Source organism: Kitasatospora sp. NPDC001095 (assembly GCF_053598615.1).
In genome coordinates this window covers 1-24777 of record NZ_JBSFKQ010000025.1, presented here as the reverse complement: position 1 = coordinate 24777, position 24777 = coordinate 1, and the positions used below count along the sequence as shown (strand labels likewise).

14 protein-coding genes and 1 rRNA gene are annotated in these 24777 nt (G+C 73.5%); 3 read left to right on the top strand and 12 right to left on the bottom strand.

The window, feature by feature from the left end:
• Positions 1-50: 50 nt before the first annotated feature.
• Positions 51-1586, bottom strand: coding sequence for a S8 family serine peptidase (locus ACWDBB_RS21085; RefSeq protein WP_449791061.1), 1536 nt, complete (start codon positions 1584-1586; stop codon positions 51-53).
• A gap of 162 nt (positions 1587-1748) precedes the next feature.
• Here ACWDBB_RS21085 and ACWDBB_RS21080 point away from each other — a divergent pair, with 162 nt between their 5' ends.
• Positions 1749-6515, top strand: coding sequence for a DEAD/DEAH box helicase (locus tag ACWDBB_RS21080; protein WP_449791060.1), 4767 nt, complete (start codon positions 1749-1751; stop codon positions 6513-6515).
• A 75-nt stretch (positions 6516-6590) separates the two neighbouring features.
• On the opposite strand, the gene ACWDBB_RS21075 is transcribed toward ACWDBB_RS21080, so the two are convergent.
• The 9 genes from ACWDBB_RS21075 to ACWDBB_RS21035 all read right to left on the bottom strand — a co-directional run bounded on the left by ACWDBB_RS21075 (position 6591) and on the right by ACWDBB_RS21035 (position 19876).
• Positions 6591-6890 carry a hypothetical protein gene (locus ACWDBB_RS21075; RefSeq protein WP_449791059.1) on the bottom strand — a complete coding sequence of 100 codons (300 nt, stop codon included), beginning with the start codon at positions 6888-6890 and terminating at the stop codon, positions 6591-6593.
• Positions 6891-6945: 55 nt separating this feature from the next.
• Positions 6946-7314, bottom strand: a complete 369-nt coding sequence (locus ACWDBB_RS21070; protein WP_350739875.1) for a helix-turn-helix domain-containing protein — start codon at positions 7312-7314, stop codon at positions 6946-6948.
• Between the two features lie 306 nt (positions 7315-7620).
• A complete protein-coding gene (locus tag ACWDBB_RS21065; RefSeq protein WP_449791058.1) occupies positions 7621-8127 on the bottom strand; it encodes a CinA family protein in 507 nt (168 codons plus the stop codon).
• 31 nt (positions 8128-8158) lie between these two features.
• A complete protein-coding gene (gene pgsA, locus ACWDBB_RS21060; RefSeq protein ID WP_449791057.1) occupies positions 8159-8797 on the bottom strand; it encodes a CDP-diacylglycerol--glycerol-3-phosphate 3-phosphatidyltransferase in 639 nt (212 codons plus the stop codon).
• Entirely contained in the window at positions 8794-10284 is a 1491-nt protein-coding gene (rimO, locus tag ACWDBB_RS21055) for a 30S ribosomal protein S12 methylthiotransferase RimO (RefSeq protein WP_449791056.1), read from the bottom strand. The genes pgsA and rimO overlap by 4 nt, the downstream gene beginning before the upstream one ends.
• Before the next feature lie 96 nt (positions 10285-10380).
• Positions 10381-11244, bottom strand: a complete 864-nt coding sequence (locus ACWDBB_RS21050; RefSeq protein ID WP_449791055.1) for a helix-turn-helix domain-containing protein — start codon at positions 11242-11244, stop codon at positions 10381-10383.
• Positions 11245-11523: 279 nt separating this feature from the next.
• Positions 11524-14199, bottom strand: a complete 2676-nt coding sequence (locus tag ACWDBB_RS21045; RefSeq protein ID WP_449791054.1) for a DNA translocase FtsK — start codon at positions 14197-14199, stop codon at positions 11524-11526.
• A gap of 147 nt (positions 14200-14346) precedes the next feature.
• Positions 14347-14985, bottom strand: coding sequence for a response regulator (locus ACWDBB_RS21040; RefSeq protein ID WP_392883744.1), 639 nt, complete (start codon positions 14983-14985; stop codon positions 14347-14349).
• Positions 14986-15277: 292 nt separating this feature from the next.
• On the bottom strand, positions 15278-19876 hold the full coding sequence (locus tag ACWDBB_RS21035; RefSeq protein ID WP_449791114.1) for a HAMP domain-containing protein: 4599 nt from the start codon (positions 19874-19876) through the stop codon (positions 15278-15280).
• Positions 19877-20358: 482 nt separating this feature from the next.
• Between ACWDBB_RS21035 and ACWDBB_RS21030 the strand changes: the two genes are divergently transcribed.
• Together ACWDBB_RS21030 and ACWDBB_RS21025 are read left to right on the top strand one after the other, a co-directional pair.
• Entirely contained in the window at positions 20359-22920 is a 2562-nt protein-coding gene (locus ACWDBB_RS21030) for a SpoIIE family protein phosphatase (protein ID WP_449791053.1), read from the top strand.
• Between the two features lie 305 nt (positions 22921-23225).
• Positions 23226-23789, top strand: coding sequence for a GPR1/FUN34/YaaH family transporter (locus ACWDBB_RS21025; RefSeq protein WP_449791052.1), 564 nt, complete (start codon positions 23226-23228; stop codon positions 23787-23789).
• On the opposite strand, the gene ACWDBB_RS21020 is transcribed toward ACWDBB_RS21025, so the two are convergent.
• Positions 23782-24627 carry a phosphatase PAP2 family protein gene (locus ACWDBB_RS21020; RefSeq protein WP_449791051.1) on the bottom strand — a complete coding sequence of 282 codons (846 nt, stop codon included), beginning with the start codon at positions 24625-24627 and terminating at the stop codon, positions 23782-23784. The genes ACWDBB_RS21025 and ACWDBB_RS21020 overlap by 8 nt on opposite strands.
• A gap of 59 nt (positions 24628-24686) precedes the next feature.
• A 5S ribosomal RNA gene (gene rrf, locus ACWDBB_RS21015) occupies positions 24687-24777 on the bottom strand; the annotation flags it as partial.

The following is a 24777-nucleotide window of genomic DNA, read 5'->3' as shown; positions in this document are numbered from 1 at the left end:
CCCCGCCCCACCACCCCGTCACCCGCTTTTCCGCCGGCGCCCGCCCCCGGTCAACGGGGCAGCGCCACCAGCCCCGCCCCGAAGTACCGCCGCTCCCCGCACCCCGGAGCCGCCACCGGACACCCCGCCACCGCTCCCCTCGCCAACAACCCCGCCAGCTCGTCCGCCCCCAGCTCCGGATGCGACGCCGCCGCGACCGCCACCGCCCCGGTCACATGGGCGGCCGCCATCGAGGTCCCCGCCAGCGCCGCGTACTGCCCCTCCGGCCAGTCGGAGACGATCGCCCCGTGCGGCCCGCCGTCCGGATCGCCGCCCGGGGCGGCCAGCGAGACCCGCCCGCGCCCGTAGTTGGAGTACGCCGCCGGGTGCCCGTCCCGGTTGACCGCGGTGACGGTCACCACCCCGGGCAGCTCGCCGGGCAGCCGTACGCACTCGGTGCCCAGGTGGCGGACGAGCGCCGGCCCCGACAGCCGGTCGTTGGGGCTCCGGTCGTCGGTCCGCGAGGCACCGAGGTCCTGCCCGTCGTTGCCCGCCGAGGCGACCACCACCGCGCCCTTGCGCCGAGCGTACCCCGCGGCCCGCCCGACGGCCGCGATCAGCGCGGCCTGGTCCCGCTCCTCCGGGCAGTTGTACTTCCACGGGTCGGCGAAGTAGCTGTTGTTGATCGCCCTGGCCCCGTGGTCGGCGGCCCAGAGCATGCCGCAGACGATGTTCTCCGCGTAGTACTGGCCGAGCGGCCCGAGCAGCCGGACGGCGGCGATCCGCACCCCCGGAGCGACCCCGGTGACCCCGCGGCCGTCCCTGGCGGCCCCGACGATCCCGGCGACGTGGGTGCCGTGGCCGCTCTCGACCACCCCGGCTTCGGGCCGCCAGGCGCCGGTGCGGCCGTCGGGCCGGCCGTCCGCGCAGGAGGCGGAGGCCTTCGGATCGACGGCGGCGCGCAGGTCCGGGTGGGTGTCGTCGACCCCGGAGTCCAGCACCGCGACCAGCACCTTGCGCAGCGCGTCGGGGCTCGGCACCCCACCGCCGGACAGCGCCGAGGCGTCCCCCGTCCGGGCGGCGGTGCCCCCGACCATGGCGATGTTCCAGGCGTCACCCTCCCCCGGATCGGGCACCGTCTGGGTCCCCGCGTCCGCCCGGTCGCCGCCCCGTCTCCCGCCGGGCCCCGCGCCCGCGCGCGCCCCCACGGCCGTCGCCGCCGTGAAGCCCCCCGCCCCCGCCACCGCCCGCGGCGGCGCGACCACCGGCGCGGTCCTGGTCGCGCCGACGGCGGCGATCCCGGGCCGGGCCCGCACCCGGTCGGCGAACGGCCCGGTCGCGTACACCAGCACGGCCCCGATCTGCGGGTACTCCTGGACCACCTGCCCGCCCGCCGCCCGGCTCTCCGCCCCGGCCCGGGCCGCACCGGCGGCGTCCTCGCCCTCGGCCAGCACCAGGTAGCTGAGGTACGCCCGCCCAGGACCGGACACGTACGGAACGGCGCCCCCCACCACGAGCGCGGTGAGCAGCATCGCGAGCAGCGCCCGGGCGGGCCCGCGGACCCGGCGGCGCCGGGCGGTCCCGCCCGACGAGTGCGCCTGCACCATCGCACGGTCTCCGCTCGTCGGTCCGGTCGGTCACGGATGGATCAAGCATCCGATTCCTCACCATATGAGCGGATCATCACTTCCGCTCCCCGGCTTGCACCCCTCTCGGCCCCCGTCCCGCCGCACCCCCCGCATGTCAGTCCCACCCGGCACCATGGGGGCATGGCGTCCCAGCACCCGACCCCGTCCACCCCCGACCCCCTGGCCGGCTTCGCCCCGGCCACCCGGGCCTGGTTCACCGGTGCCTTCTCCGCCCCCACCAGCGCCCAGGCCGAGGCCTGGCAGGCCATCCAGCGGGAGACGGACGTCCTGGTCGTCGCCCCCACCGGCTCCGGCAAGACGCTGGCCGCCTTCCTCTCCGCCCTCGACCGCCTCAGCAACACCCCTCCCCCCGCCGAGCCCAGGCGCCGCTGCCGGATCCTCTACGTCTCTCCGCTCAAGGCCCTCGCGGTGGACGTCGAACGGAACCTGCGCGCCCCCCTGGCCGGCCTGCGCCAGGCCGCCGTCCGGCTCGGCCTGCCCGAGCCCGAGGTCCAGGTCGCCATCCGCTCCGGCGACACCCCGGCCGCCGACCGCCGCCGCTTCGCCACCCACCCGCCGGACATCCTGATCACCACCCCCGAGTCGCTGTTCCTGCTGCTCACCTCCGCCTCCCGGGAGGCCCTGCGCGGAGTGGACACCGTGATCCTGGACGAGGTGCACGCCGTCGCCGGCACCAAGCGCGGCGCGCACCTCGCCCTCAGCCTGGAGCGGCTGGACGAACTGCTGGACCGTCCGGCCCGCCGGATCGGCCTGTCCGCGACGGTCCGCCCGGTCGAGGAGGTGGCCCGCTTCCTCAGCCCCCGGCGCGGCGCCACCGTGGTCCAGCCCGCCGCCGCCAAGGAGTTCGACCTCTCGGTGGTCGTCCCGGTCCCCGACCTGGACGACCTGCCCGCCGCCCCGGCCGCCGACGGCAGCCCCGGCACCGCCGCCGGCGGCGACCCGCAGCGACAAGCCTCCATCTGGCCGCACGTCGAGGAGCGGATCGTCGACCTGGTCGAGTCGCACCGCTCGACCATCGTGTTCGCCAACTCCCGCCGGCTGGCCGAGCGGCTGTGCAACCGGCTGAACGAGATCGCCCACGAGCGCGCCACCGGCACCGCGATCCCCGAGGCGCACGCCCCGGCCGAGCTGATGGGCGGCTCGGGCGCGGCCAGGGGCGCGCCCCCGGTCATCGCCCGGGCCCACCACGGCTCCGTCTCCAAGGAGCAGCGGTCGCTCGTCGAGGAGGAGTTGAAGGCCGGCCGGCTGCCCGCCGTGGTCGCCACCTCCAGCCTGGAGCTGGGCATCGACATGGGCGCCGTCGAGCTGGTCGTCCAGGTCGAGTCCCCGCCCTCGGTCGCCTCCGGTCTGCAGCGCGTCGGCCGGGCCGGCCACCAGGTCGGCGCCGTCTCCACCGGCGTCTTCTTCCCCAAGTACCGGGGGGACCTCGTCCAGTCCGCCGTGGTCACCGAGCGGATGCGGGCCGGCCGGATCGAGGCGCTGCGCATCCCGCGCAACCCGCTGGACGTGCTCGCCCAGCAGTTGGTCGCGATGACGGCCCTGGACGCCTGGCCGGTGGACGACCTGCTCGCCGTGGTCCGTCGGGCCGCCCCCTTCGCGTCCCTCCCGCAGTCCGCCTTCGACGCCGTGCTCGACATGCTGGCGGGCCGCTACCCCTCGGACGCCTTCGCCGAGTTGCGCCCCCGCCTGGTCTGGGACCGGGTGGCCGGCACGGTGACCGGCCGCCCCGGCGCCCAGCGCCTGGCCGTCACCTCCGGCGGCACCATCCCCGACCGCGGCCTGTTCGGCGTCTTCATCGCCGGGGCCGACCCGAAGAAGGGCGGCGGCCGCGTCGGAGAACTCGACGAGGAGATGGTCTACGAGTCCCGCGTCGGCGACGTGTTCACCCTCGGCACCACCTCCTGGCGGATCGAGGAGATCACCCACGACAAGGTGCTGGTCACCCCCGCCCCCGGCGTCCCCGGCCGGCTCCCGTTCTGGAAGGGCGACGCCCTCGGCCGTCCGCTCGAACTCGGCCGCGCCCTCGGCGCCTTCACCCGCGAACTGGGCACCCTGCGGCCCGAGGCCGCCACCGAGCGCCTCAAGCAGGCCGGCCTGGACGACTGGGCCGCCGCCAACCTGCTGGACTACCTGGCCGAGCAGCGCGCCGCCTGCGGCCACCTCCCGGACGACCGCACCATCGTGGTCGAGCGCTTCCGGGACGAGCTCGGCGACTGGCGGATCGTCATCCACTCCCCCTTCGGCGCCCAGGTGCACGCCCCCTGGGCGCTCGCCCTCGGTGCCCGGCTGCGCGAGAAGCACGGCCTGGACCCCCAGGTCATGCACGCCGACGACGGCATCGTGCTCCGCCTGCCCGACGCCGACCTGCTGGCCCTCGACTTCGACTTCGCCGGCCCCGCGGAGCCGTCGAGCCGGTTCGGCGGCCCCTCGGACGAGTCGGGCCGGGACGAGGCCCCGGTCGGCGCCGACGCCGCCCTGTTCGACCCCGGCGAGATCGAGCAGCTGGTCACCGACCAGGTCGGCGGCTCCGCCCTGTTCGCCTCCCGCTTCCGGGAGTGCGCCGGCCGCGCCCTGCTGCTCCCCCGCCGCAGCCCCGGCCGCCGCACTCCGCTCTGGCAGCAGCGCCAGCGCGCCGCCCAGCTGCTCGAAGTCGCCTCCGAGTACGGCTCGTTCCCGATCGTCCTGGAGGCCGTCCGGGAGTGCCTGCAGGACGTCTTCGACGTCCCCGGCCTGGTCGAGCTGATGGGCGATCTGGAGTCCCGCGCCGTCCGCCTGGTCGAGGTCACCACCCCGGAGCCCTCGCCCTTCGCCCGCTCGCTGCTGTTCGGCTACGTCGCCCAGTTCCTCTACGAGGGGGACTCCCCGCTCGCCGAGCGCCGCGCCGCCGCCCTCTCGCTCGACTCCCGGCTGCTGTCCGAACTCCTCGGCCAGGCCGAGCTGAGCGAACTGCTCGACCCCCAGGTGCTCACCGAGTTGGAGGCCGAACTCCAGCGCCTCACCCCCGAACGCCGGATCAGGGACGCCGAGGGCGTCGCCGACGCCCTGCGCCTGCTCGGCCCGCTCTCCGAGGCCGAGTTGACCCTCCGCGGCGCCGAGCCGCTCTGGGCCCTGGAGCTGGAGGCGGCCCGCCGGGTGATCCAGGTCCGGATCGCCGGCCAGCAGCGCTGGGCCGCGATCGAGGACGCCGGACGGCTGCGCGACGCGCTGGGCACCCCGCTGCCGGTCGGCGTCCCGGAGGCCTTCACCGAGCCGGTCAAGGACCCGCTGGGCGATCTGATCGCCCGTCACGCCCGCACCCACGGCCCGTTCACCGCCGCCGAGGCCGCCGCCCGCTACGGCCTCGGCACCGCCGTGGTCACCGGCACCCTGCACCGCCTGACCGCCGCGGGCCGCCTGGTCCAGGGCCGGTACCTCCCACCCGCCGCCCACCCGTCGCCGGAAGCGCTTCGCGCTGCCCCTCTTGAGCACACCGCCCCCGAGTGGTGCGACGCCGAGGTGCTGCGCCGGCTGCGCCGCCGCTCGCTGGCCGCTCTGCGCCAGGAGGTCGAACCGGTCCCGCCGCGCGCCCTGGCAGCCTTCCTGCCGCAGTGGCAGCACCTGGCCGGCCACCGGCTGCGCGGCCCGGACGGCCTGCTGCGCGTGGTCGAACAGCTCCAGGGCACCGCCCTGCCCGCCTCCGCGCTGGAGAAGCTGGTCCTCCCCGCCCGGCTCACCGACTACGCGCCCGGGCTGCTGGACGAGTTGATGGCGGCCGGAGAGGTCGGCTGGTGCGGGGCCGGCGCCCTGCCCGGCAAGGACGGCTGGCTCAGCCTGCACCTCGCCGAGAACGCCCACCTGCTGCGCCCCGAGCCCGTGCCGCCCACGCTCACCCCGGTGCACAGCGCCCTGATGTCCGCGCTGGCCGGCGGCTACGGCCTGTTCTTCCGCCAACTCGTCCAGCAGCTCCCGGAGGAGACCTCCGAGCCGGAGGTCGTCGAGGCGCTCTGGGACCTCGTCTGGGCGGGCTACGTCACCAATGACACCCTCGCCCCGCTGCGCGCCCTGCTGGGTTCGGGCCGGACGGCGGGCGCCACCGCCCACCGGGCGCCCCGGTCCACCCCGCGCGGCCGCTACGGCGGTGCCGGCCGGTCCTTCGGCCGGGTCGGCGGCGCCCTGCGCGGCGGCCCGCCGACGGTGGCCGGGCGCTGGTCGCTGCTGCCCGCCTTCGCCGCCGACCCGACGGTCCGGGCCACCGCCCAGGCGCAGAACCTGCTGGACCGGCACGGCCTGCTCACCAGGGGCACGGTGGCGGCCGAACGGGTGCCCGGCGGCTTCGCCGGGGTCTACCGGGTGCTCGCCGCGATGGAGGAGCGCGGCCGGGCCCGCCGGGGGTACTTCGTCGAGGGCCTGGGCGGCGCCCAGTTCGCCATGGAGGGCGCGGCCGACCGGCTGCGCTCGGTGAACGGCCGGCTGGAGCGGGCCCGGGCCGCCGAGTGGCCGGCCGCCCCGGCCGGCGAGCCGCCGCAGACGCTGGTGCTGGCCGCCGCCGATCCGGCCAACGCCTACGGCGCCGCCCTGCCCTGGCCCGAACCGCCCACCGCCCGCGGCGGCAGGGAGTCCACGGCCCACCGCCCGGGCCGCAAGGCGGGCGCCCTGGTGGTCCTGGTGGACGGCGAGCTGGCGCTGTACGTCGAGCGCGGCGGGAAGTCCCTGCTGGCCTGGCCCGAGGACGAGGCCACCCGGGCGTTGGCGGCCGGGGCGCTCGCGGCCGCCGTCCGGGAGGGCGCCCTGGGCAGCGTCACGGTCGAGCGGACCAACGGCGAGCCCGCCCTGGGTTCGGCCCTCGGCCGCGCCCTGGAGGAGGCCGGCTTCCACGCCACCCCACGCGGCCTGCGGCTGCGCCCCTGAACCGACGAACCGCCGGGACACGGAAAAGGCCGGGACCGCGGGGCCGAGAACCCCGCGGCCCCCGGCCACGTCGAATCACCCGATCGGCGGCGGCTGCGCCTCCACCGGTCCCACCGGCTCCGCGCACGGGCGCCGGGACGGTCCGGTCGCGTTCCAGTCGGCGTGGACCGGGATGAGACCGAGCCCCCAGCCGCCGGCCGCGAGCAGTCCCAGCACCGCACCGTCGGTCAGCTGCCCCCGGACCACCAGGAGCCACCAGGCGAGCCCGGCCACCGAGACCGCCAGCACCCACCGCACCGGACGCCGTCCCCGGAGGAACAGCGGCGCCCGGGCCAGTATTCGGGCCGTCGGGCGCGTCTGCGCGTCTGTTCGCACGACCGCCCTCCCTTCGCTCGCCCCGGACAGGGGCGCCCGGGAGTCGAGGCCGGGATCAGGCGGCGACCACGTCCATCGCGGCGGCCTTGGGCGAGAGGTTCGCCCGGTCGGTGCCGGGGGCGGGCAGCGGAACCGGTTCGAGTACCGGCCTCAGCAGATCACCTTCGGAGAGGGTGGCCATCGCCGCAAGTTCGGCGAGCGACAGTTCGTCGCTGACCTCGCGCATGACCTCGGACATCCGGACGTCGAGCGCGTCGCAGATGGCGGAGAGCAGCTCCGAGGAGGCCTCCTTCTGTCCCCGCTCGACCTCGGAGAGGTACCCGAGCGAAACCCTGGCGGCCGCCGACACCTCGCGGAGTGTGCGGCCCTGGCGCTGGCGCTGCCGACGCAGTACATCGCCCAGTAGGCGACGGAGCAGGATCATCGGTGCCTCCCTCCTCGGACTGCGGATCGAGATGTCACGACCCCACCGTACCGCCTTGCCCGCTTCGCGTGCGGGGACCCTGGTCGTGTTCACTCTGGGCTGCAAGGCCGTCCCCCTCCTCGTTCCGGTGTCGCACCCGGGTTCGCGGGTCCGTCGTGGTACCCGTCGCGACCCGCCCCGCCACCGTCATGCAACTCGTTCGCCACCTGGTTTCTGCCCAACCAGGGTGTTGGATGTAACACGATCCTCCAGCTGTCCCGTACCCGCGCGCCGAACCGGCGGGTCCCGCTCCGGTGGAGCCCTCCCCTAGGACTCCTGGCGTGCGAAGCGATCGACCAGCAGCTCCAGCGCGGCGGTCACCGCCTCGTGACGGATTGTGGCACGACCGCCCGACAGCAGGGGCGAACTGACCAGAGTTCCCCCCGGGCCGGCGACCGCCAGGTGTACGGTGCCGACCGGCTGTCCGTCCTGCGGGTCGGGCCCGGCCACTCCGGTCGTCGCGAGCCCGTACGTGGCCCCCAGCAGCCCGCGCACGCCCTCGGCCATCTGCCGGGCCACCACCGGGTGGACCGGCCCGTACACGTCCAGCAGGCCCTCGTCCACCCCGAGCACCGAGGCCTTCAGCTCGGTCGCGTACGCGGTGACCGAGCCCCGGAAGGTCGCGGAGGCCCCGGGGACGTCCACCAGCGCCGCGGCCAGCAGACCTCCGGTCAGCGACTCGGCGACGGCCAGGGTGCCGCCCTCGGCGCGCAGCGCGGCGTGCGCCAGCTCGGCCAGCCGGAAGTCCCGCTCCACCGCACCCTGCTCCGCCACGTCCCGCTCCGCCACCCGGCTCCCCCGTCGTTCAGCGGCCCGACCGCGCCGCGGCCAGTCCCTCGCGGCGCAGTCGCAGCGCCTGCCCGATGTAGTCCAGCGCGGTGCCGACGGTCAGCAGCACCGCCAGCCCCATCAGCACGGCCCGCCCGGTGGCCAGCCAGCCGGTCAGGTCCAGTACGTACATGCCGACCGCGGTGCCCTGGGTCAGCGTCTTGAGCTTGCCGCCGCGGCTGGCCGGGATGACCCCGTAGCGGATCACCCAGAACCGCATCAGCGTGATGCCGAGTTCGCGGGCCAGGATCACCGCGGTGACCCACCAGGGCAGGTCGCCGAGCAGCGAGAGACCGATCAGCGCCGAGCCCATGATCGCCTTGTCGGCGATCGGGTCGGCGATCTTCCCGAAGTCGGTGACCAGGCCCTTGCGCCGGGCCAGTTCGCCGTCGAACAGGTCGGTGATCATCGCGATCGCGAACGAGGCCCAGGCGACGGAGCGCCACTTGGGGTTGTGCCCGCCGTCGGCGAACAGCAGCGCCACGAAGACCGGCACCAGCAGCACCCGGACCATCGTGAGCACGTTGGCGATGTTCCAGACCCCCGGGGTCGGCGGCACCGCGGCCACCGGTCTGCCCGGGTGGGCCGCGGCCGGAGCGCCGGGCCCCTTGGTCATTCCCCGACTCCCGAGGTCTTGGGCGACCGCACCTGCTCCAGCGCCTCGGCGATCAGGTCGACGCCCTCGCTGGCGACGACCCTGGCCCGCCAGAACTGGCCGATCTCGGGGGCCTCGACACCGGTGAGGGTGGTCAGGCCGTCGGTCTCCGGGGCCTGGTGGGCGGAGCGGCCCTCGACCACGCCGTCCTCGATCGACTCGATCAGCACCTCGACCTCGGTGCCGATCCGCTGCTCGGCCCGCTGGGCGGTCATCTCCTCGGCCAGTCGGCTCAGCCGGTCCAGCCGGTCGGCGATCACGTCCTCGGCGAGCTTGCCGTCGTAGGTCGCGGCCTCGGTGCCGTCCTCGTCCGAGTAGCCGAAGACGCCGATCGCGTCCAGCCCGGCGTGCGTGACGAAGCGCTCCAGCTCGGCGAAGTCCTCCTCGGTCTCGCCGGGGAAGCCGACGATGAAGTTGGACCGGGCGCCGGCCTGCGGGGCCTTGTCGCGGATGGTCCCCAGCAGTTCCAGGAACTGGTCGGTGGAGCCGAAGCGCCGCATCCGGCGCAGCACGGCGGGCGCCGAGTGCTGGAAGGACAGGTCGAAGTAGGGCACCACGTCGGCGGTCCCGGTCATCGAGTCGATCAGACCGGGGCGCATCTCGGCCGGCTGGAGGTAGGAGACCCGGACCCGCTCGACGCCCTCGATCGCGGCGATCTCGCCGAGCAGCGTCTCCAGCAGCCGGATGTCGCCGAGGTCCTTGCCGTACGAGGTGTTGTTCTCGCTCACCAGGACGATCTCGCGCACGCCCTGCCCGGCCAGCCACTGGGCCTCGTTCAGCACGTCGGAGGGCCGGCGGGAGATGAAGGAGCCGCGGAAGGCCGGGATGGCGCAGAACGAGCACCGGCGGTCGCAGCCGGAGGCGAGCTTGACCGAGGCGACCGGGCTGTCGTCCAGCCGCTTGCGCAGGGTGCGCGGGCCGGAGGCGGGGGCGAGGCCGTCGGGCAGGTCGGCGATCGGCTCGGCGGCGGCCTCGGTGCCGTGGCCGGGCAGGGCGACGGCCTCGGCGGCGGACTGCCGCTCGGCCGGGCTGATCGGCAGCAGCTTGCGGCGGTCGCGCGGCAGGTGCGGGGCGTGGTGGCCGCCGGAGAGGATGGTCTGCAGGCGGTCGGAGATGTTGGTGTAGTCGTCGAAGCCGAGGACGCCGTCCGCCTCGGGCAGGGCGTCGGCGAGCTCCTTGCCGTACCGCTCGGCCATGCAGCCGACCGCGACGACGGCCTGGGTGCGGCCGTGCCCCTTGAGGTCGTTGGCCTCCAGCAGGGCGTCCACGGAGTCCTTCTTGGCGGCCTCGACGAAGCCGCAGGTGTTGACCACGGCGACGTCCGCTTCGGCGGCGTCGTCGACGAGCAACCAGCCGTCGGCTTCCAGTCGCCCGGCGAGTTCCTCGGAATCCACCTCGTTGCGGGCGCATCCGAGCGTGACAAGGGCGACAGTACGGCGTTCAGGCATAGGGCCAAGATTAACGCGCGGGCTCCGGTGCCGTTCGCCCCGGAGGGCGCGCGCCTTGGATCAGCTGATCATCAGTGGGCGTTCCGACCCCTGTGGTCAGCCAGCCTGCGGGTCTCCGGGGGTGTACGTGACGTGCACCACCTGCCCGTCCTTGCCGAGGAGACCGAGGTCCTTCCCGTTGACGTACGCGTGCACGGCCCCGCCGTTGCCGAGCACCAGCTTGATCTGCTTGGGGTCGGTGAAGGTCTGGTCCTGACCCTTGCTGATGTTGTTCTGGAACAGCGACTTGCCGTTGCCGTCCATCGCCGAGACCCAGCTGGTGCCCTCGGCGACCAGCTTCACGGTGACCTTGTCGGCCGGGACGGCGGCGATCGCGGCGGCGCTCGGCTCGGGCGCCGGCGGCTGGACGGCGGGCGTGGACGCGGGGGAGAGCGAGCCGGTCCCGGAACCGCTGGGCAGCGGCGCGCTGGCCGAGCCGGTGGCGCCGTGGCCGCCCTTGCCGCTGACCAGGTTGAAGCCGATCAGCGCGACCACGGCGACGATCGCGGCGACCATGGCGGCCGCCCAGTTCGGCCGGCCGCGGCGGGGCACCCTGATCGGGCCGCTGTCGATCAGCTGGGTCGCCGGGCGCTTGTCGGCGGGCGAGCCGCCGTGCGCGGCGTCGTACCGGGCGACCAGTTCCTCGCCGTCCAGGCCGACCACCCGGGCGATCAGCCGGATGTGCCCGCGGGCGTAGAAGTCGCCGCCGCAGCGGGCGAAGTCGTCCCCCTCGATGGCATGGACGATCGGCACCCGCACCCGGGTGGCGGTACTCACCTGCTCCACCGTGAGCCCCGCGTCGATCCGGGCGGTGGACAGCACCCGGCCGATGCTCGGGGCATCGGCCGCCTGCACCGCGTCGTCGGTCGGCTCGACGGACGACGTGGCGTTCTCGCGGTCGGGGGACTTGCCGATGGTCACGGGGCACGCCTTTCGAGCGGATGGCCACCTGCTGGGGAACAGTCTAGGGGCGTGGGCGGATCGTTTCTCAAGCGGAACGGGCCCGAATGCGCGCGCCCTGTCCGACCTGGGTCCGACACTCCGCTGACGCGTCAGCCGAGCCGCGCCGGGAACCCGGCGTCCGCTTTCCGCCGTGTGACGCGACGTACGGACGTTCGGTTCCCCTCACGGCGCCTACCCTCCTCCGAACGAGTGACACCTGGGTCAGGACACGGGCCGGGCCCCGCACGGCCCGGTCCGTCAACCCCGAAGGGTGATCAGCACCCCGTCCAGCTCGTCCGGCTTGACCAGCACGTCGCGGGCCTTGGAGCCCTCGCTCGGTCCGACGATGCCGCGCGACTCCATCAGGTCCATCAGCCGGCCGGCCTTGGCGAAGCCGACCCGGAGCTTGCGCTGGAGCATCGAGGTCGAGCCGAACTGGGTGGAGACCACCAGCTCGGCCGCCTGGATCAGCAGGTCCAGGTCGTCGCCGATCTCCTCGTCGATCTCCTTCTTCGGCCCGCCCCCGGCCGTCACGTCGTCCCGGTAGACGGCGGTCAGCTGGTCCTTGCAGTGCTGCACCACCTTGGCGATCTCCGCCTCGGTGACGAACGCGCCCTGCATGCGGATCGGCTTGCTCGCGCCCATCGGCAGGAAGAGCGCATCGCCCTTGCCGATCAGCTTCTCCGCACCGGGCTGGTCCAGGATGACCCGGGAGTCGGCCATCGCGGAGGTCGCGAAGGCCAGCCGGGACGGCACGTTGGCCTTGATCAGGCCGGTGACCACGTCCACCGAGGGCCGCTGGGTGGCGAGCACCAGGTGGATGCCGGCCGCGCGGGCCAGCTGGGTGATCCGGACCACCGAGTCCTCGACGTCGCGCGGCGCGACCATCATCAGGTCGGCCAGCTCGTCGACGATCACCAGCAGGTACGGGTACGGCGTCAGCTCGCGCTCGCTGCCCAGCGGCGGGGTGACCTTTCCGGCCCGCACGGCCGCGTTGAAGTCGTCCACGTGCCGGAAGCCGAACGCCGCGAGGTCGTCGTAGCGCATGTCCATCTCGCGCACCACCCACTGGAGGGCCTCGGCGGCCTTCTTGGGGTTGGTGATGATCGGCGTGATCAGGTGCGGGATGCCCTCGTACGCGGTCAGCTCGACCCGCTTGGGGTCGACCAGCACCATCCGCACCTCGTCCGGGGTGGCCCGGGCGAGGATCGAGGTGATCAGGCAGTTGATGCAGGACGACTTGCCCGCACCGGTCGCGCCGGCCACCAGGATGTGCGGCATCTTGGCGAGGTTGGCCATCACCGTGTGGCCCTCGACGTCCTTGCCCATGCCGACGACCATCGGGTGGGTGTCCTCGGCGGCCGTGCGCGAGCGCAGCAGGTCGCCGAGGTTGACCATCTCGCGGTCCCGGTTGGGGATCTCGATGCCGACCGCGGACTTGCCCGGGATCGGACTGATGATCCGCACGTCCGGGCTGGCCACCGCGTACGCGATGTTCTTGGCGAGCGCGGTGATCCGCTCCACCTTGACGGCCGGGCCGAGCTCGACCTCGTAGCGGGTGACCGTCGGGCCCCGGGTGAAGCCGGTGACCTTGGCGTCCACCTTGAACTCGGAGAAGGTGCCGGTGAGCTGGGCGACCACCTCGTCGTTGAGGGCGCTGCGGGCCTTGGCCGGGCCGCCGCGCTCCAGCAGGTCCAGCGAGGGCAGGGCGTAGGTGATGCCCTCGCCGAGCTGGAGCTGCTCCATCCGCACCGGCGCCGCGCCGTGCTCCTCGGGCGCGCCCGGGCCACCGCTGCGGGCGGCCGGGACGGCGGGCTCCTCCGGCGGTGCGGTGCGGTCCTGCACCTGGTGCATCATGTCCGCCACCGCGGAGGAGGCGGGCACGCCGTAGACCAACGCGCCGTCCAGGTCGGCGGCCGCGCCGGCGGCGAGGTCGCGGGTGGCGTACGGGTCCAGCGGCTCCTTGTCCAGGGAGATCCGCTCGGCGTCCTCCGGCTCCTCGGTCTGCTTGCGCCGGCGGCGGCGACGGCGGGCGGCCACCTCGTCCGAGGGGTCGTCGCCGTCCGTGTCCACGGTGAACGGCAGCGCGTCGGGGTCGGCGTCCTCCGGCGGGTCGGTGGACGGCTCGCGCTCCGGCGTGCGCCCCCAGTGCAGCTCGTCCTCGGGCCTGGGCTCGACCACGCCGAGCCGTATGCCGATCCCCCGCACCCGCTCGCCGATCCGGTTGATCGGCGTGGCGGTGACGACCAGCAGGCCGAAGAACGCCAGCAGCAGGAGCAGCGGCACCGCGAGCGCCGGCCCGGCGGCGGCCATCATCGGGGTGGACGCGGCCCAGCCGATGATCCCGCCGGCCGCCCGTATCCGGGAGGCGCCGCTGCCCATCATGGGCGCGCCGCAGCCGATGTGGACCAGGCCGAGGACGCCGACCAGCAGCGCGCTCAGCCCGATCATGATCCGTCCGTTGGCCTCCGGCAGCTCCGGGTGGCGCCAGAGCCGGATCGCCATCGCGGCCAGCAGGAACGGCACCAGTACGTCGAGCCGGCCGAACAGCCCGGACACCACGGCGGTGGCGCCCTCGCCCAGCCAGCCCTGCGGGGTGAACCAGGTGCCGGCCGCGGTCACCAGCGCGAGCGCGAACAGCAGCAGGCCCACGCCGTCCTTGCGGTGGTCCGGGTGCAGGTTCTTGGCACCGTCGCCGAAGCCCCGGAAGATCGCGGCGATCGGGCTGCCCAGCGCGTTGAGCGCGCCCATCAGCACCGACCTGGACGGTTTCGGGGCGGGCGGGGCCGACTTGGCCGCCGTCCGCTTCGCGGGAGCCGCCTTCTTCGCCGCCGCCTTCTTCGCGGGCGGCTTGGCCGGTGCCTTCGCCGCGGCCTTCTTGGACGGTCCCGGACTCGTCTTACGTGCTGCGTTCCCGGGCGTGCGAGTGGCCATGGGTCAGCAGCCTACCGGGGCGGGCGACCAGTGCACATGTGCCCGAGGCCGGGCGCCCGGACGTGTCGCAGACACACCGTCACCCTGACCGGGATTCACCCGGTCGCCGCATCAAGACCACCCGGAGGGGTGAACCGGCGGCAGGAATCAGGAACTGCCCGGGCGCATCGCGTCCAGGGCCCGGCGCAGCCCCGCGAGCTTGCGCTCCAGGTGCGCGGCGGTGGCGGCCACCCCGGCGTCCTCGCCGCCGTCCAGCTGCTTGCCGAGCGCCTCGGCCTGCTCCTCGACCGCCGCCAGCCGCGCGGACAGCTCGCCCAGCAGCGCGCCGCCGAGGGCCTGCCCGTCGCCGCCCTCCTCCAGCTGCAGGCGCAGCAGCGCCGCCTGCTCCTTCAGCTGGCAGTTCTTCGCGTACAGGTCGACGAAGACGGAGACCTTGGCGCGCAGCACCCACGGGTCGAAGGGCTTGGAGATGTAGTCCACCGCGCCGGCCGCGTAGCCGCGGAAGGTGTGGTGCGGACCGTGGTTGATCGCGGTCAGGAAGATGATCGGGATGTCCCGGGTGCGCTCGCGGCGCTTGATGTGGGCGGCGGTCTCGAAGCCGTCCATCCCCGGCATCTGGACGTCCAGCAGGATCACCGCGAAGTCGTCGGTGAGCAGCGCCTTCAGCGCCTCCTCACCGGAGGCCGCGCGGACCAGTGTCTGGTCCAGGGCCGAGAGGATCGCCTCCAGCGCCAGCAGGTTCTCCGGTCGGTCGTCGACCAGGAGGATCTTGGCCTTCTGCATCAGGGCTCGCCCTCCTGTCGCCTGCCTGCCGCCCGGTGCAGGCACCCGCGTACTGCCCACCGCTACCCCGGTCATGCTAGCCGCACCCCCTCGCCCGGCACATCGCCCCGTCGTGACCGATCCGGAGCGGCGCGCTGCCAGTGCTCCGGCGCACGCTCAGCAGCGTGTCGCCGTCCGGTCACTGTTCGCAACGATCGGTGACCCTACCCGGTTCCCGGGCCCGACCGCCAGCAAACCGACCGCCCGGCCGGAGTGAACCCCGGAGCCCGGCCCGGGGTCACTCCTCCCTTCGCGATCACGCGCGGTTCCCGCTCAACCACTCGTGCATGACCGACAGCAGGTGGTCGGTCTCCACCGGCTTGGTGATGTGGTCGGTGGCGCCCGCCTGCAGCGACTTCTCCCGGTCGCCCTTCATCGCCTTGGCGGTCAGCGCGATGATCGGCAGGCCGGCGAACTGGGGCATCCGGCGGATCGCCTCGGTGGTCGCGTAGCCGTCCATCTCCGGCATCATGATGTCCATCAGGACCAGCGCCACGCTCTCGTGCTGCTCCAGCATCTCGATGCCCTCGCGGCCGTTCTCCGCGTACAGGACGGTCAGGCCGTGCTGCTCCAGCACGCTGGTGAGGGCGAACACGTTGCGGACGTCGTCGTCCACGATCAGCACCTGCTGGCCGTCGAAGCGGCGGCCCCCGTCGACCGGGCGGGGCGGGGCGGGCTCCACCGTCCGCGGTCCGGCGGCGCTCTCCAGGGCGGCGCTGCGGCGGCGCTCCAGCGCGCCCCGGCGGCGTTCCTCGGCCAGCTCGCGGACCTCCTGGGCCCAGTGGTCGGCCGGGTTCTCGCCGACCGGCACCGGCAGGCCCACCGGGGTCACCCCGACCGAGGCGCGCGGCGTCAGGCCGTTCGGCGCGCCCTGGCGCGGCTCGCCGACGGTCTCCGGGGCCTCGGTGCGCAGCGGCAGGTAGAGCGTGAACGTGGAGCCCTTGCCCAGCTCGCTCTCGGCGTGGATCTCGCCGCCGAGCAGCCGGGCGATCTCGCGGCTGATGGACAGGCCGAGGCCGGTGCCGCCGTACTTGCGGCTGGTGGTGCCGTCGGCCTGCTTGAAAGCCTCGAAGATCTCCCGCAGCTTGTTGCCGGGGATGCCGATGCCCGTGTCGGAGACCGCGAAGGCGATCAGCTCGTCGTCCGGGCCCTTGATCGAACCGGACTCCAGCAGCCGCTCGCGCACGTGCTGCGGGACCTCCCGGCCCGCCGGGCGGATCGAGAAGTCGACGGCTCCGGAGTCGGTGAACTTCACCGCGTTGGAGATCAGGTTGCGCAGCACCTGCTGGAGCCGCTGCTCGTCGGTGTGCAGGGTGACCGGCAGGGCGGGCGAGACCCGGACGGCGAAGTCCAGGCTCTTGTCCAGCGCGACCGGCTGGAAGGTCGCCTCGACGTAGTCGACCAGCTGGACCAGGGCGATCCGGGCCGGGCGGACGTCCATCTTGCCGGCCTCGACCTTGGACAGGTCGAGGATGTCGTTGATCAGCTGGAGCAGGTCGGAGCCCGCGCCGTGGATGGTGTCGGCGAACTCCACCTGCTTGGGCGAGAGGTTGCCCTCGTTGTTGTCGGAGAGCAGCTTGGCCAGGATCAGCAGCGAGTTGAGCGGGGTGCGCAGCTCGTGCGACATGTTGGCGAGGAACTCGCTCTTGTACCGGGAGGCCAGGGCGAGCTGCTCGGCACGCTCCTCCAGGACCTGCCGGGCCTCCTCGATCTCACCGTTCTTGATCTCGATGTCGCGGTTCTGCTGGGCTAGTTGCTCGGCCTTCTCCTGCAACTCCTCGTTGGTGCGCTCCAGTTCCTCCTGGCGGGCCTCCAACTCGGCGGACCGCATCGAGAGTTCGGCGGTCAGCCGCTGGGACTCCAGCAGCAGGCCCTCGGTCTTGGTGTTGACGCTGATGGTGTTGACGGTGACGCCGATCAGGTCGGCGATCTGGTTCAGGAAGTCCAGCGCGACGGTGGTGAAGGAGCTGAAGGTGGCCAGCTCGATCACGCCCAGCAGCCGGCCCTCGAACTGCACCGGAAGCACCACGATGTGGGCCGGGGAGGCCTCGCCGAGCCCGGAGGCGATCTTCAGGTACCCGGGCGGCGCCTCCTTGAGGATGATCGCCCGCTTCTCCACCGCGGCCTGGCCGATCAGCGACTCGCCGGGCCGGAAGGTGGTCGGCATCGCCCGCCGCTGGTAGCCGTAGCTGCCGATCAGGCGCAGCACGGTGTCGTTCTCGTCGTCGTCCTCGGTGATCAGTTCGGCGGTGCGGCCGGCCGGCTGGGCGAGGAAGAAGGCGCCGTGCTGGGCGGAGACCACCGGGGTCAGCTCGGTCATGATCAGCGAGGCGACCGCCTCCAGGTCCCGGCGGCCCTGGAGCAGGCCGGAGATCCGGGCCAGGTTGGTCTTGAGCCAGTCCTGCTCCTGGTTGGTGCGGGTGGTCTCGCGCAGGTTGGCGATCATCTGGTTGATGTTGTCCTTGAGCTCGTCGAGCTCGCCCGCGGCGTCCACGTCGATCCGCAGGCTCAGGTCGCCCCTGGTGACCGCGGTGGCGACCTGGGCGATCGCGCGCACCTGCCGGGTCAGGTTGTTGGCCAGCTCGTTCACCGACTCGGTGAGGTCCTGCCAGGTGCCGTCCACGCCGGGCACCCGGGCCTGGCCGCCGAGCCGTCCGTCGGTGCCCACCTCGCGGGCGACCCGGGTGACCTCGTCGGCGAAGGCCGAGAGCTGGTCGACCATGGTGTTGATGTTCGTCTTGAGCTGGAGGATCTCGCCGCGCGCGTCGACGTCGATCTTCTGCGAGAGGTCGCCGCGGGCCACCGCGGTGATCACCAGCGCGATGTTCCGCACCTGACCGGTGAGGTTGTTGGCCATCTGGTTGACGTTGTCGGTCAGGTCCTTCCAGATCCCGGCCACGCCCGGCACGCTCGCCTGGCCGCCCAGGGTGCCGTCGGTGCCGACCTCGCGGGCCACCCTGGTGACCTCCACCGCGAAGGAGGACAGCTGGTCGACCATGGTGTTGAGGGTCGCGGCGAGCGCCGCCACCTCGCCCTGCGCGTCGACGGCGATCTTCTTGGAGAGGTCGCCGCGGGCCACCGCACCGGCGACCTCGGCGATGTTGCGCACCTGTCCGGTCAGGTTCGACGCCATGAAGTTGACGTTGTCGGTCAGGTCCTTCCAGATGCCCGACACCCCGCGCACCCGGGCCTGGCCGCCCAGGATGCCCTCGGTGCCCACCTCGCGGGCGACCCTGGTCACCTCGTCGGCGAACGCCGACAGCTGGTCGACCATGGTGTTGACGGTGGTCACCAGCTCCAGGATCTCGCCCCGGGCGTCGACGGTGATCTTCTTGGAGACGTCGCCGCGCGCCACCGCGGTGGTCACCTCGGCGATGTTCCGCACCTGGCTGGTCAGGTTGTTGGCCATCAGGTTGACGGAGTTGGTCAGGTCCTTCCAGATCCCGGCCACGCCGGGCACGCTGGCCTGGCCGCCGAGGATGCCCTCGGTACCGACGTCCCGGGCGACCCGGGTGACCTCGTCCGCGAACGCGCCCAGCTGGTCCACCATCGTGTTGATGGTGTTCTTCAGCTCCAGGATCTCCCCGCGCGCGTCCACCTGGATCTTCTGCGACAGGTCGCCTTTGGCGACCGCGGTCGTCACCTGGGCGATGTTGCGCACCTGATCGGTGAGGTTGTTCGCCATGAAGTTGACGTTGTCGGTCAGGTCCCGCCAGACCCCGGCCGCCCAGGGCACCTGCGCCTGACCGCCGAGCCGTCCCTCGGTGCCCACCTGGCGGGCCACCCTGGTCACCTGCTCGGCGAAGCCGGAGAGCTGGTCGACCATCGTGTTGACGGTGTTCTTCAGCTCCAGCATCTCGCCGCGCGCGTCGACCTCGATCTTCTGCGAGAGGTCCCCGCGCGCCACCGCCGTGGTCACCTGGGCGATGTTGCGCACCTGGCCGGTCAGGTTGTCGGCCATGAAGTTCACCGAGTCGGTCAGGTCCCGCCAGACCCCGGCCACGCCCGGCACCTGGGCCTGACCGCCGAGCCGGCCCTCCGTCCCCACGTCCCTGGCCACCGCGGTGACCTGGGCGGCGAATCCGTTCAGCTGGTCCACCATCGTGTTGACGGTGTTCTTCAGCTCCAGCATCTCGCCGGCCACCTCGACGGTGACCTTGCGGGAGAGGTCGCCCTTGGCCACCGCCGTGGTCACCTGGGCGATGTTGCGCACCTGGGCGGTCAGCCGGCCCGCCATGGTGTTGACCGAGTCCGCCAGGTCCTTCCAACTGCCGGACACGCTGCGGACCTTGGCCTGGCCGCCGAGCTTGCCCTCGGTGCCGACCTCGCGGGCCACCCGGGTCACCTCGTCGGTGAACTCGGAGAGCTGGTCCACCAGTCCGTTGACGGTCCGCCCGATCTTCAGGTACTCGCCACGCAGCGGGTGGCTCACCCCGTTGCTGTGCAGCGAGCGCAGCTCCATCTTCTGGTCCAGGTCGCCCTCGGCGATCGAGGTGAGCACCCGGCCCACCTCGGCCATCGGGCGGGCCAGGTCGTCGATCAGCGCGTTGCAGTTGTCGACCGCCGCCATCCAGGCGCCCTCGCCCGCGCCGGTCTCCAGCCGCTCGTTCAGCCGACCCTCGCGGCCCACCGCCCGCCGCACCCGCGCCAGTTCACCGGTCAGGTGCTGGTTGCGCTCGGCGACCTCGTTGAACACCGCCGCGATCTCCGCCAGCGGCCCGTCCCCCGGGACGGTCAGCCGGCGGCGGAAGTTGCCGTCCCGCATCGCGGTCAGAGCCGACAGCAGCTTGCGCAGCTCGGCGGGCTCCGCGCCACGGTTGTGGCTCGCCCGGCGGCCGGCCGCGTTCCGCGGCACGGCCCCGGGGCGCCCACCGCGCGGAGCGGGCGGCGTCGTTCCGGTTGCGTCCTTGGTGGCCGAACTCAACGGGCCCCTCCCACATCGTGAACTGTCCGGTGACCGGCCGTGCCGGTGCGGCACGCACCCGGGCACCGACCCGGCTGGGCTGCGTACCGGCGGCCCTCGACGCGCCGGCACCCACACGACCGTACTGCTCGCACGGGCCGTCGCGGACCCCCCAGTCTGGCAGCACTGGCATTGGGTGCACGGCCGGTTGCGCTCGGTTGGTACCGCACCGTCCGAAACATGGTGGGCAGAATCACCCTCTGGTGCCTGTTTCGACTCCCCGCCCCCACGGGGAACCAAGCGGAAAGTAGGGTGGAGCGCTGCACCGGGCCACGACCCGACCCAGCGCCGCCGAGCACCCCGACGGCGCGCACGGGGATTCGGCGCCGCACCCCGGACAGCCAGGGCAAGAGCAGCAGAGGAGAAGTGGCAACGTGGTCACCGCGCGCGCAGCCGCCACCTTCGACCCCGACGGCCGGTCCGCGGCCGCCGCGCGGGGCTTCGTCCGGGACGCGCTGCTCGGTTGGGGCCTGCCCGAGGTCGTCGACGACGCGGTCGTGCTGGTCAGCGAGCTCGTCACCAACGCCGTCGTGCACGCCGGCACCGCCGCGGAGGTCTGCTGCCTGCGCGAGGAGGAGAGCGTCCGGATCGAGGTCACCGACCACCACCCCGAGCGCGGCCTGCCCTCGCTCGGCGACGGTCCGGTCACCGACTCCGACCGCTACGCCGACCCGGACGGCGAGGGCGGCCGCGGCCTGCTGATGTGCTCCGCCCTCGCCGAACGGTGGGGCGTCGAGTACGCGGCCGGCCGCAAGACCGTCTGGTTCCGCCTCACCCTGCCCGCACACGTGCTCGGCACCCGCTACGCCGTTCCCGCCACCCCCGGCAGCGACCTGCCCAGCGGCCCGGGACCGGTGCACGTCGCCGTCGTCCAACTCGACGAGGACGGCCGGGTGCTGGCCTGGAACCCGGACGCCGAGGCCCTCTTCCAGTACCCCGCCGCCGCCGTCCTCGGCCGTCCCTGGGCCGACCTCGCGGTCTGGCCGCAGCCCCCGGCCCGCGGCCTCGATCTGACCGACACCCTGCGGATGGCCCGCTGGGAGGGCGGCTACGGCATCCGCCGCCAGGACGGCCGCGAGGTCGAGGTGTACGGCGTCCAGGTCCGGCTGCGCGACACCGAGGGCGTCCCCTCCACGCTCTGTCTGCTCGTCCTCGAACCCGACAGAGCGGTGCTGCGCTCCCCCGCCCGCGCCCTGCCCGGCGAGCGCCCCGAGCAGGCCGGCTCCCGGCTCGACCTGCTGGCCGGTCCGGTCGCCACCGACGACCTCGACACCCTGCTCCAGCGCACCGTCGAACGCGCCCGCGACCTGCTCGACGGCGACGCCGCGTACCTGCTGCTCACCACGGACGACGAGGCCGAGTTCGAGGTCCGCGCCGCCACCGGCCTCACCGCAGGACACCGCCGGCACGCCCGCTTCCCGGTCGGGACCGGCAACCGCTACGACTCCGCCCGGCTGCCCTCCGTTCACGAGGACCTCTCCGCCCGGCCCACCGGCCTGCCGCTGCTCTCCGACAGCGGCATGCGCTCCCTGATCACCGTCCCGCTCAAGGTCGAGGGCCGGCTGATCGGCTCGCTCGGCATCGCCGCCGCCGTGCCGGGCCGCTACGACAACGAGGACGCGCTGCGCCTCCAGTTCGCCGCCGACCGGGTCGCCCTCGCCGTCGAGAGCACCCGGCTGACCGAGCTCGAACGGCTCCGCCGCGGCTCGCTCTCCTTCCTGGTCGAGGCCTCCGACCTGCTGGCCGGCACCCTCGAACACGAGCAGACCCTCGCCCTGATGGCCCAGATGGCCGTCCCCACCCTCGCCTCCTGGTGCGCCGTCTACACCACCGCCGACCACTCCTCCCCGGCCCGGCTCGCCTTCGTCCTGCACGAGGACGAGGACCGCATCGACCCGCTGCGCGACCTGCTCGACAAGACCCCCGTCCCGGAGGCCGGCCCCACCCACGGCGTCCGGTTCTGGACGGCCCCCACCGACACCGCCGAGGCCGGCGGCCTCACCGACGGCCCGGAACTCGCCGGCCTGCTCGGCGAGACCGTCGTCCTCGCGCTGACCGCCCGCAACCGCGTGATCGGCCTGCTGGCGCTCGGCGTCCCGGCCGGCGTCCGGTTCCGCCAGGAGATCCTCGAACTCGCCGAGGACCTCTCCCGCCGGGCCGCCCTCGCCCTGGACAACTCGCGCCTCTACTCCGAGCGCACCGCCACCAGCCAGGCCCTCCAGCGCAGCCTGCTCCCGCCGGACCTTCCGGAGATCCCCGGCGTCGAGGTGGACGTCTACTACCAGGCGGCCGGCGAGGGCAACGAGGTCGGCGGCGATTTCTACGACCTGTTCACCATCCGCGAGGGCACCTACGGCTTCGCCATCGGCGACGTCTGCGGCACCGGCCCCGAGGCCGCCTCGGTCACCGGCCTGGCCCGGCACTCGCTGCGGCTGCTCGCCCGCGAGGGCCTGGACGCCCCGCAGGTGCTGCGCCGACTCAACGCGGCCATCCTGGACGAGGGCGCGCGCAGCCGCTTCCTCACCCTGCTCTACGGCGAGCTGACGCCCCGCCCGGACGGCAGCACCGAACTCTCCCTGGTCTGCGCCGGCCACCCGCTGCCGCTGCGACTGCGCACCGACGGCCAGGTCGACCGCGCCGCCACCCCGCAGCCGCTGCTCGGCGTCATGGACGACCTCGACCTCACCGCCGAACACCTGGTGCTCGCCCCCGGCGAGGTCCTGCTCTGCGTCACCGACGGGGTCACCGAACGCCGCGAGGGCCGCCGGATGCTGGGCGACGACGGCCTCGCCGAGGTGCTCACCGGCTGCACCGGCCTGACCGCCGGCGCGGTCGCGGCACGGGTGCAGCGCGCGGTCGAGCGCTTCGCCCCGGAGCCGCCGTCAGACGACATGGCGATCCTGACCCTGCGGGTGCCCACCCAGCGCAAGGAGTGAGACCCCCGCGGCTCATGCCGTACTGACGCAGTCACAAATTGTTATATTCACAATGGTACAAGCGGGCCGGGTCGGGTAGACCGATCTCACCGGGACTTCCCCCGGCCGGGGACGCGACCAGCGGGTTCTCCGCAGGCCCGACACGTCCGACGGCCCATCACCTCCGACCGCGGCCCGCGCACGCTCACCGCCGTGCGCCCTCGGCGCGGTCGCGCGCATCCGCTCTCTCCACCCGCCTCCACTCCTCCTGACGACACCACGGCGTCACCGCGCCCTGCGCGCGCCCAGAGTGAAAGGAGCCTCCGGTGAGCAACGACGCTACCGGGGCAACGAACGCCCGATCCACCGGCGCCGACGCGAGTAACCTCGGCTACCTCGCGCTCGGCCTGACACTCCTCGCCTACGGCCTGCTCTCGACCGGCGTCCTGCACGGCGTCGGAGTCGGGAACGCGGCCCACCTCGCCCATCTGCTCGGCGGCGCAACCCTCTTCATCGCGGGCCTCTGGCAGCTCCGCGGCGGCGAGGGCTTCACCGGAACCGCCTTCACCAGCCTCGGCGCCTTCTGGGCGACCTGGTCAGCGGCCGGCGGGGCCGGCAAGAACGCCGCCGGCCTCTTCCTGCTGCTGTGGGCCCTGCTCGCACTCACCCTCACCGCCGCGAGCTGGGGCGCGAACCTGCTCAGCCGCGTCGTCTACGGCCTGTTGACGGCCTCCCTTCTGCTCTCCGCCATCGCCACCTTCGGCGGCTACGGCGGGCTGGGCAAGGCCGCCGGCTGGATCGCGGCCGTGTCCGGGCTCGCCGCCTGGTACTGGGCCACCTCCGCGCTGAGCAACGGCGCCTGGGGGAAGGTCGCCCTGCCGCTCAGGTGACCTGCTCAAGCCGCTCCTCGGCGGTGCCGCGGGGCCGGACCTCCGTCCCCACGGAGACCCGGCCCCGTCGGCGTGCCGCCAACGCCAGCACGGAGTAGGCGAGGAGCAGGATCGCCACGGCCACGATGCCGTCCAACCAGAAGTGGTTGGCCGTCACCACGACCACCGCCACCGTCAACACCGGATGCAGCACCATCATCCACCGCAGTGAACTGCCTGACACCCGGATCACCGCGACCGCCGCCAGCACGCACCAGGCGACGTGCACCGAGGGCATCGCCGACAGCTGGTCGGCCACCACCACACCGCCGACCGCGCCGCCGTACACCGACTGCCCGTACTGGGCGGCCACGTCGACGAAGCCGCTCTCCGGCAGCATCCGCGGCGGCGCCACCGGGATGAACTGCACCAGCAGACAGACCGCGGTCGTGATCACCACCGTGTTGCGCACCCACGTGTAGCGCTCGCGGTGCCGCACGAACACCCAGAGCAGGACGACGAGCATCACGGCGAAGTGCATGACCGCGTAGTAGTAGTTCGCCAGCCTCACCAGCACCGGGTAGGGCGTGACCGCCTTCTGCCAGGAGGCCTCGTCCGGCAGCCCGATCACCTGCTCGGTATGGTGGATCCAGCTCGCACGGTCCAGCGCGTGGTCCGTACTCATCACCGACAGATGCCCGACCAGCTGCCAGAGCGCGAACAGCGCCAGCAGCGTGCCGGCCTCCCGCAGCAGCGCGGACAGCGCCGGCTTCCGCCCCTTCGCCGCGACGTACGCGCCCGTGTGGAGACCGATCGCGGCAGCCCCGGCGGACTGCCAGGTCAGGGTCAGGTTCTGCATTGGCAGAGGGTAACGCAAAAAGCCCCTTCCCGGATGGGAAGGGGCTTTTCAGAAGAATTGTTCGGCGGCGTCCTACTCTCCCACAGGGTCCCCCCTGCAGTACCATCGGCGCTGTGAGGCTTAGCTTCCGGGTTCGGAATGTAACCGGGC

Bases quoted from the DNA above. Each gene is read 5' to 3' on its own strand.
- ACWDBB_RS21085 (WP_449791061.1), bottom strand. From the start codon at position 1,586: ATGGTGCAGGCGCACTCGTCGGGCGGGACCGCCCGGCGCCGCCGGGTC.
- ACWDBB_RS21080 (WP_449791060.1), top strand. From the start codon at position 1,749: ATGGCGTCCCAGCACCCGACCCCGTCCACCCCCGACCCCCTGGCCGGC.
- ACWDBB_RS21070 (WP_350739875.1), bottom strand. From the start codon at position 7,314: ATGATCCTGCTCCGTCGCCTACTGGGCGATGTACTGCGTCGGCAGCGC.
- pgsA (WP_449791057.1), bottom strand. From the start codon at position 8,797: ATGACCAAGGGGCCCGGCGCTCCGGCCGCGGCCCACCCGGGCAGACCG.
- rimO (WP_449791056.1), bottom strand. From the start codon at position 10,284: ATGCCTGAACGCCGTACTGTCGCCCTTGTCACGCTCGGATGCGCCCGC.
- ACWDBB_RS21045 (WP_449791054.1), bottom strand. From the start codon at position 14,199: ATGGCCACTCGCACGCCCGGGAACGCAGCACGTAAGACGAGTCCGGGA.
- ACWDBB_RS21020 (WP_449791051.1), bottom strand. From the start codon at position 24,627: ATGCAGAACCTGACCCTGACCTGGCAGTCCGCCGGGGCTGCCGCGATC.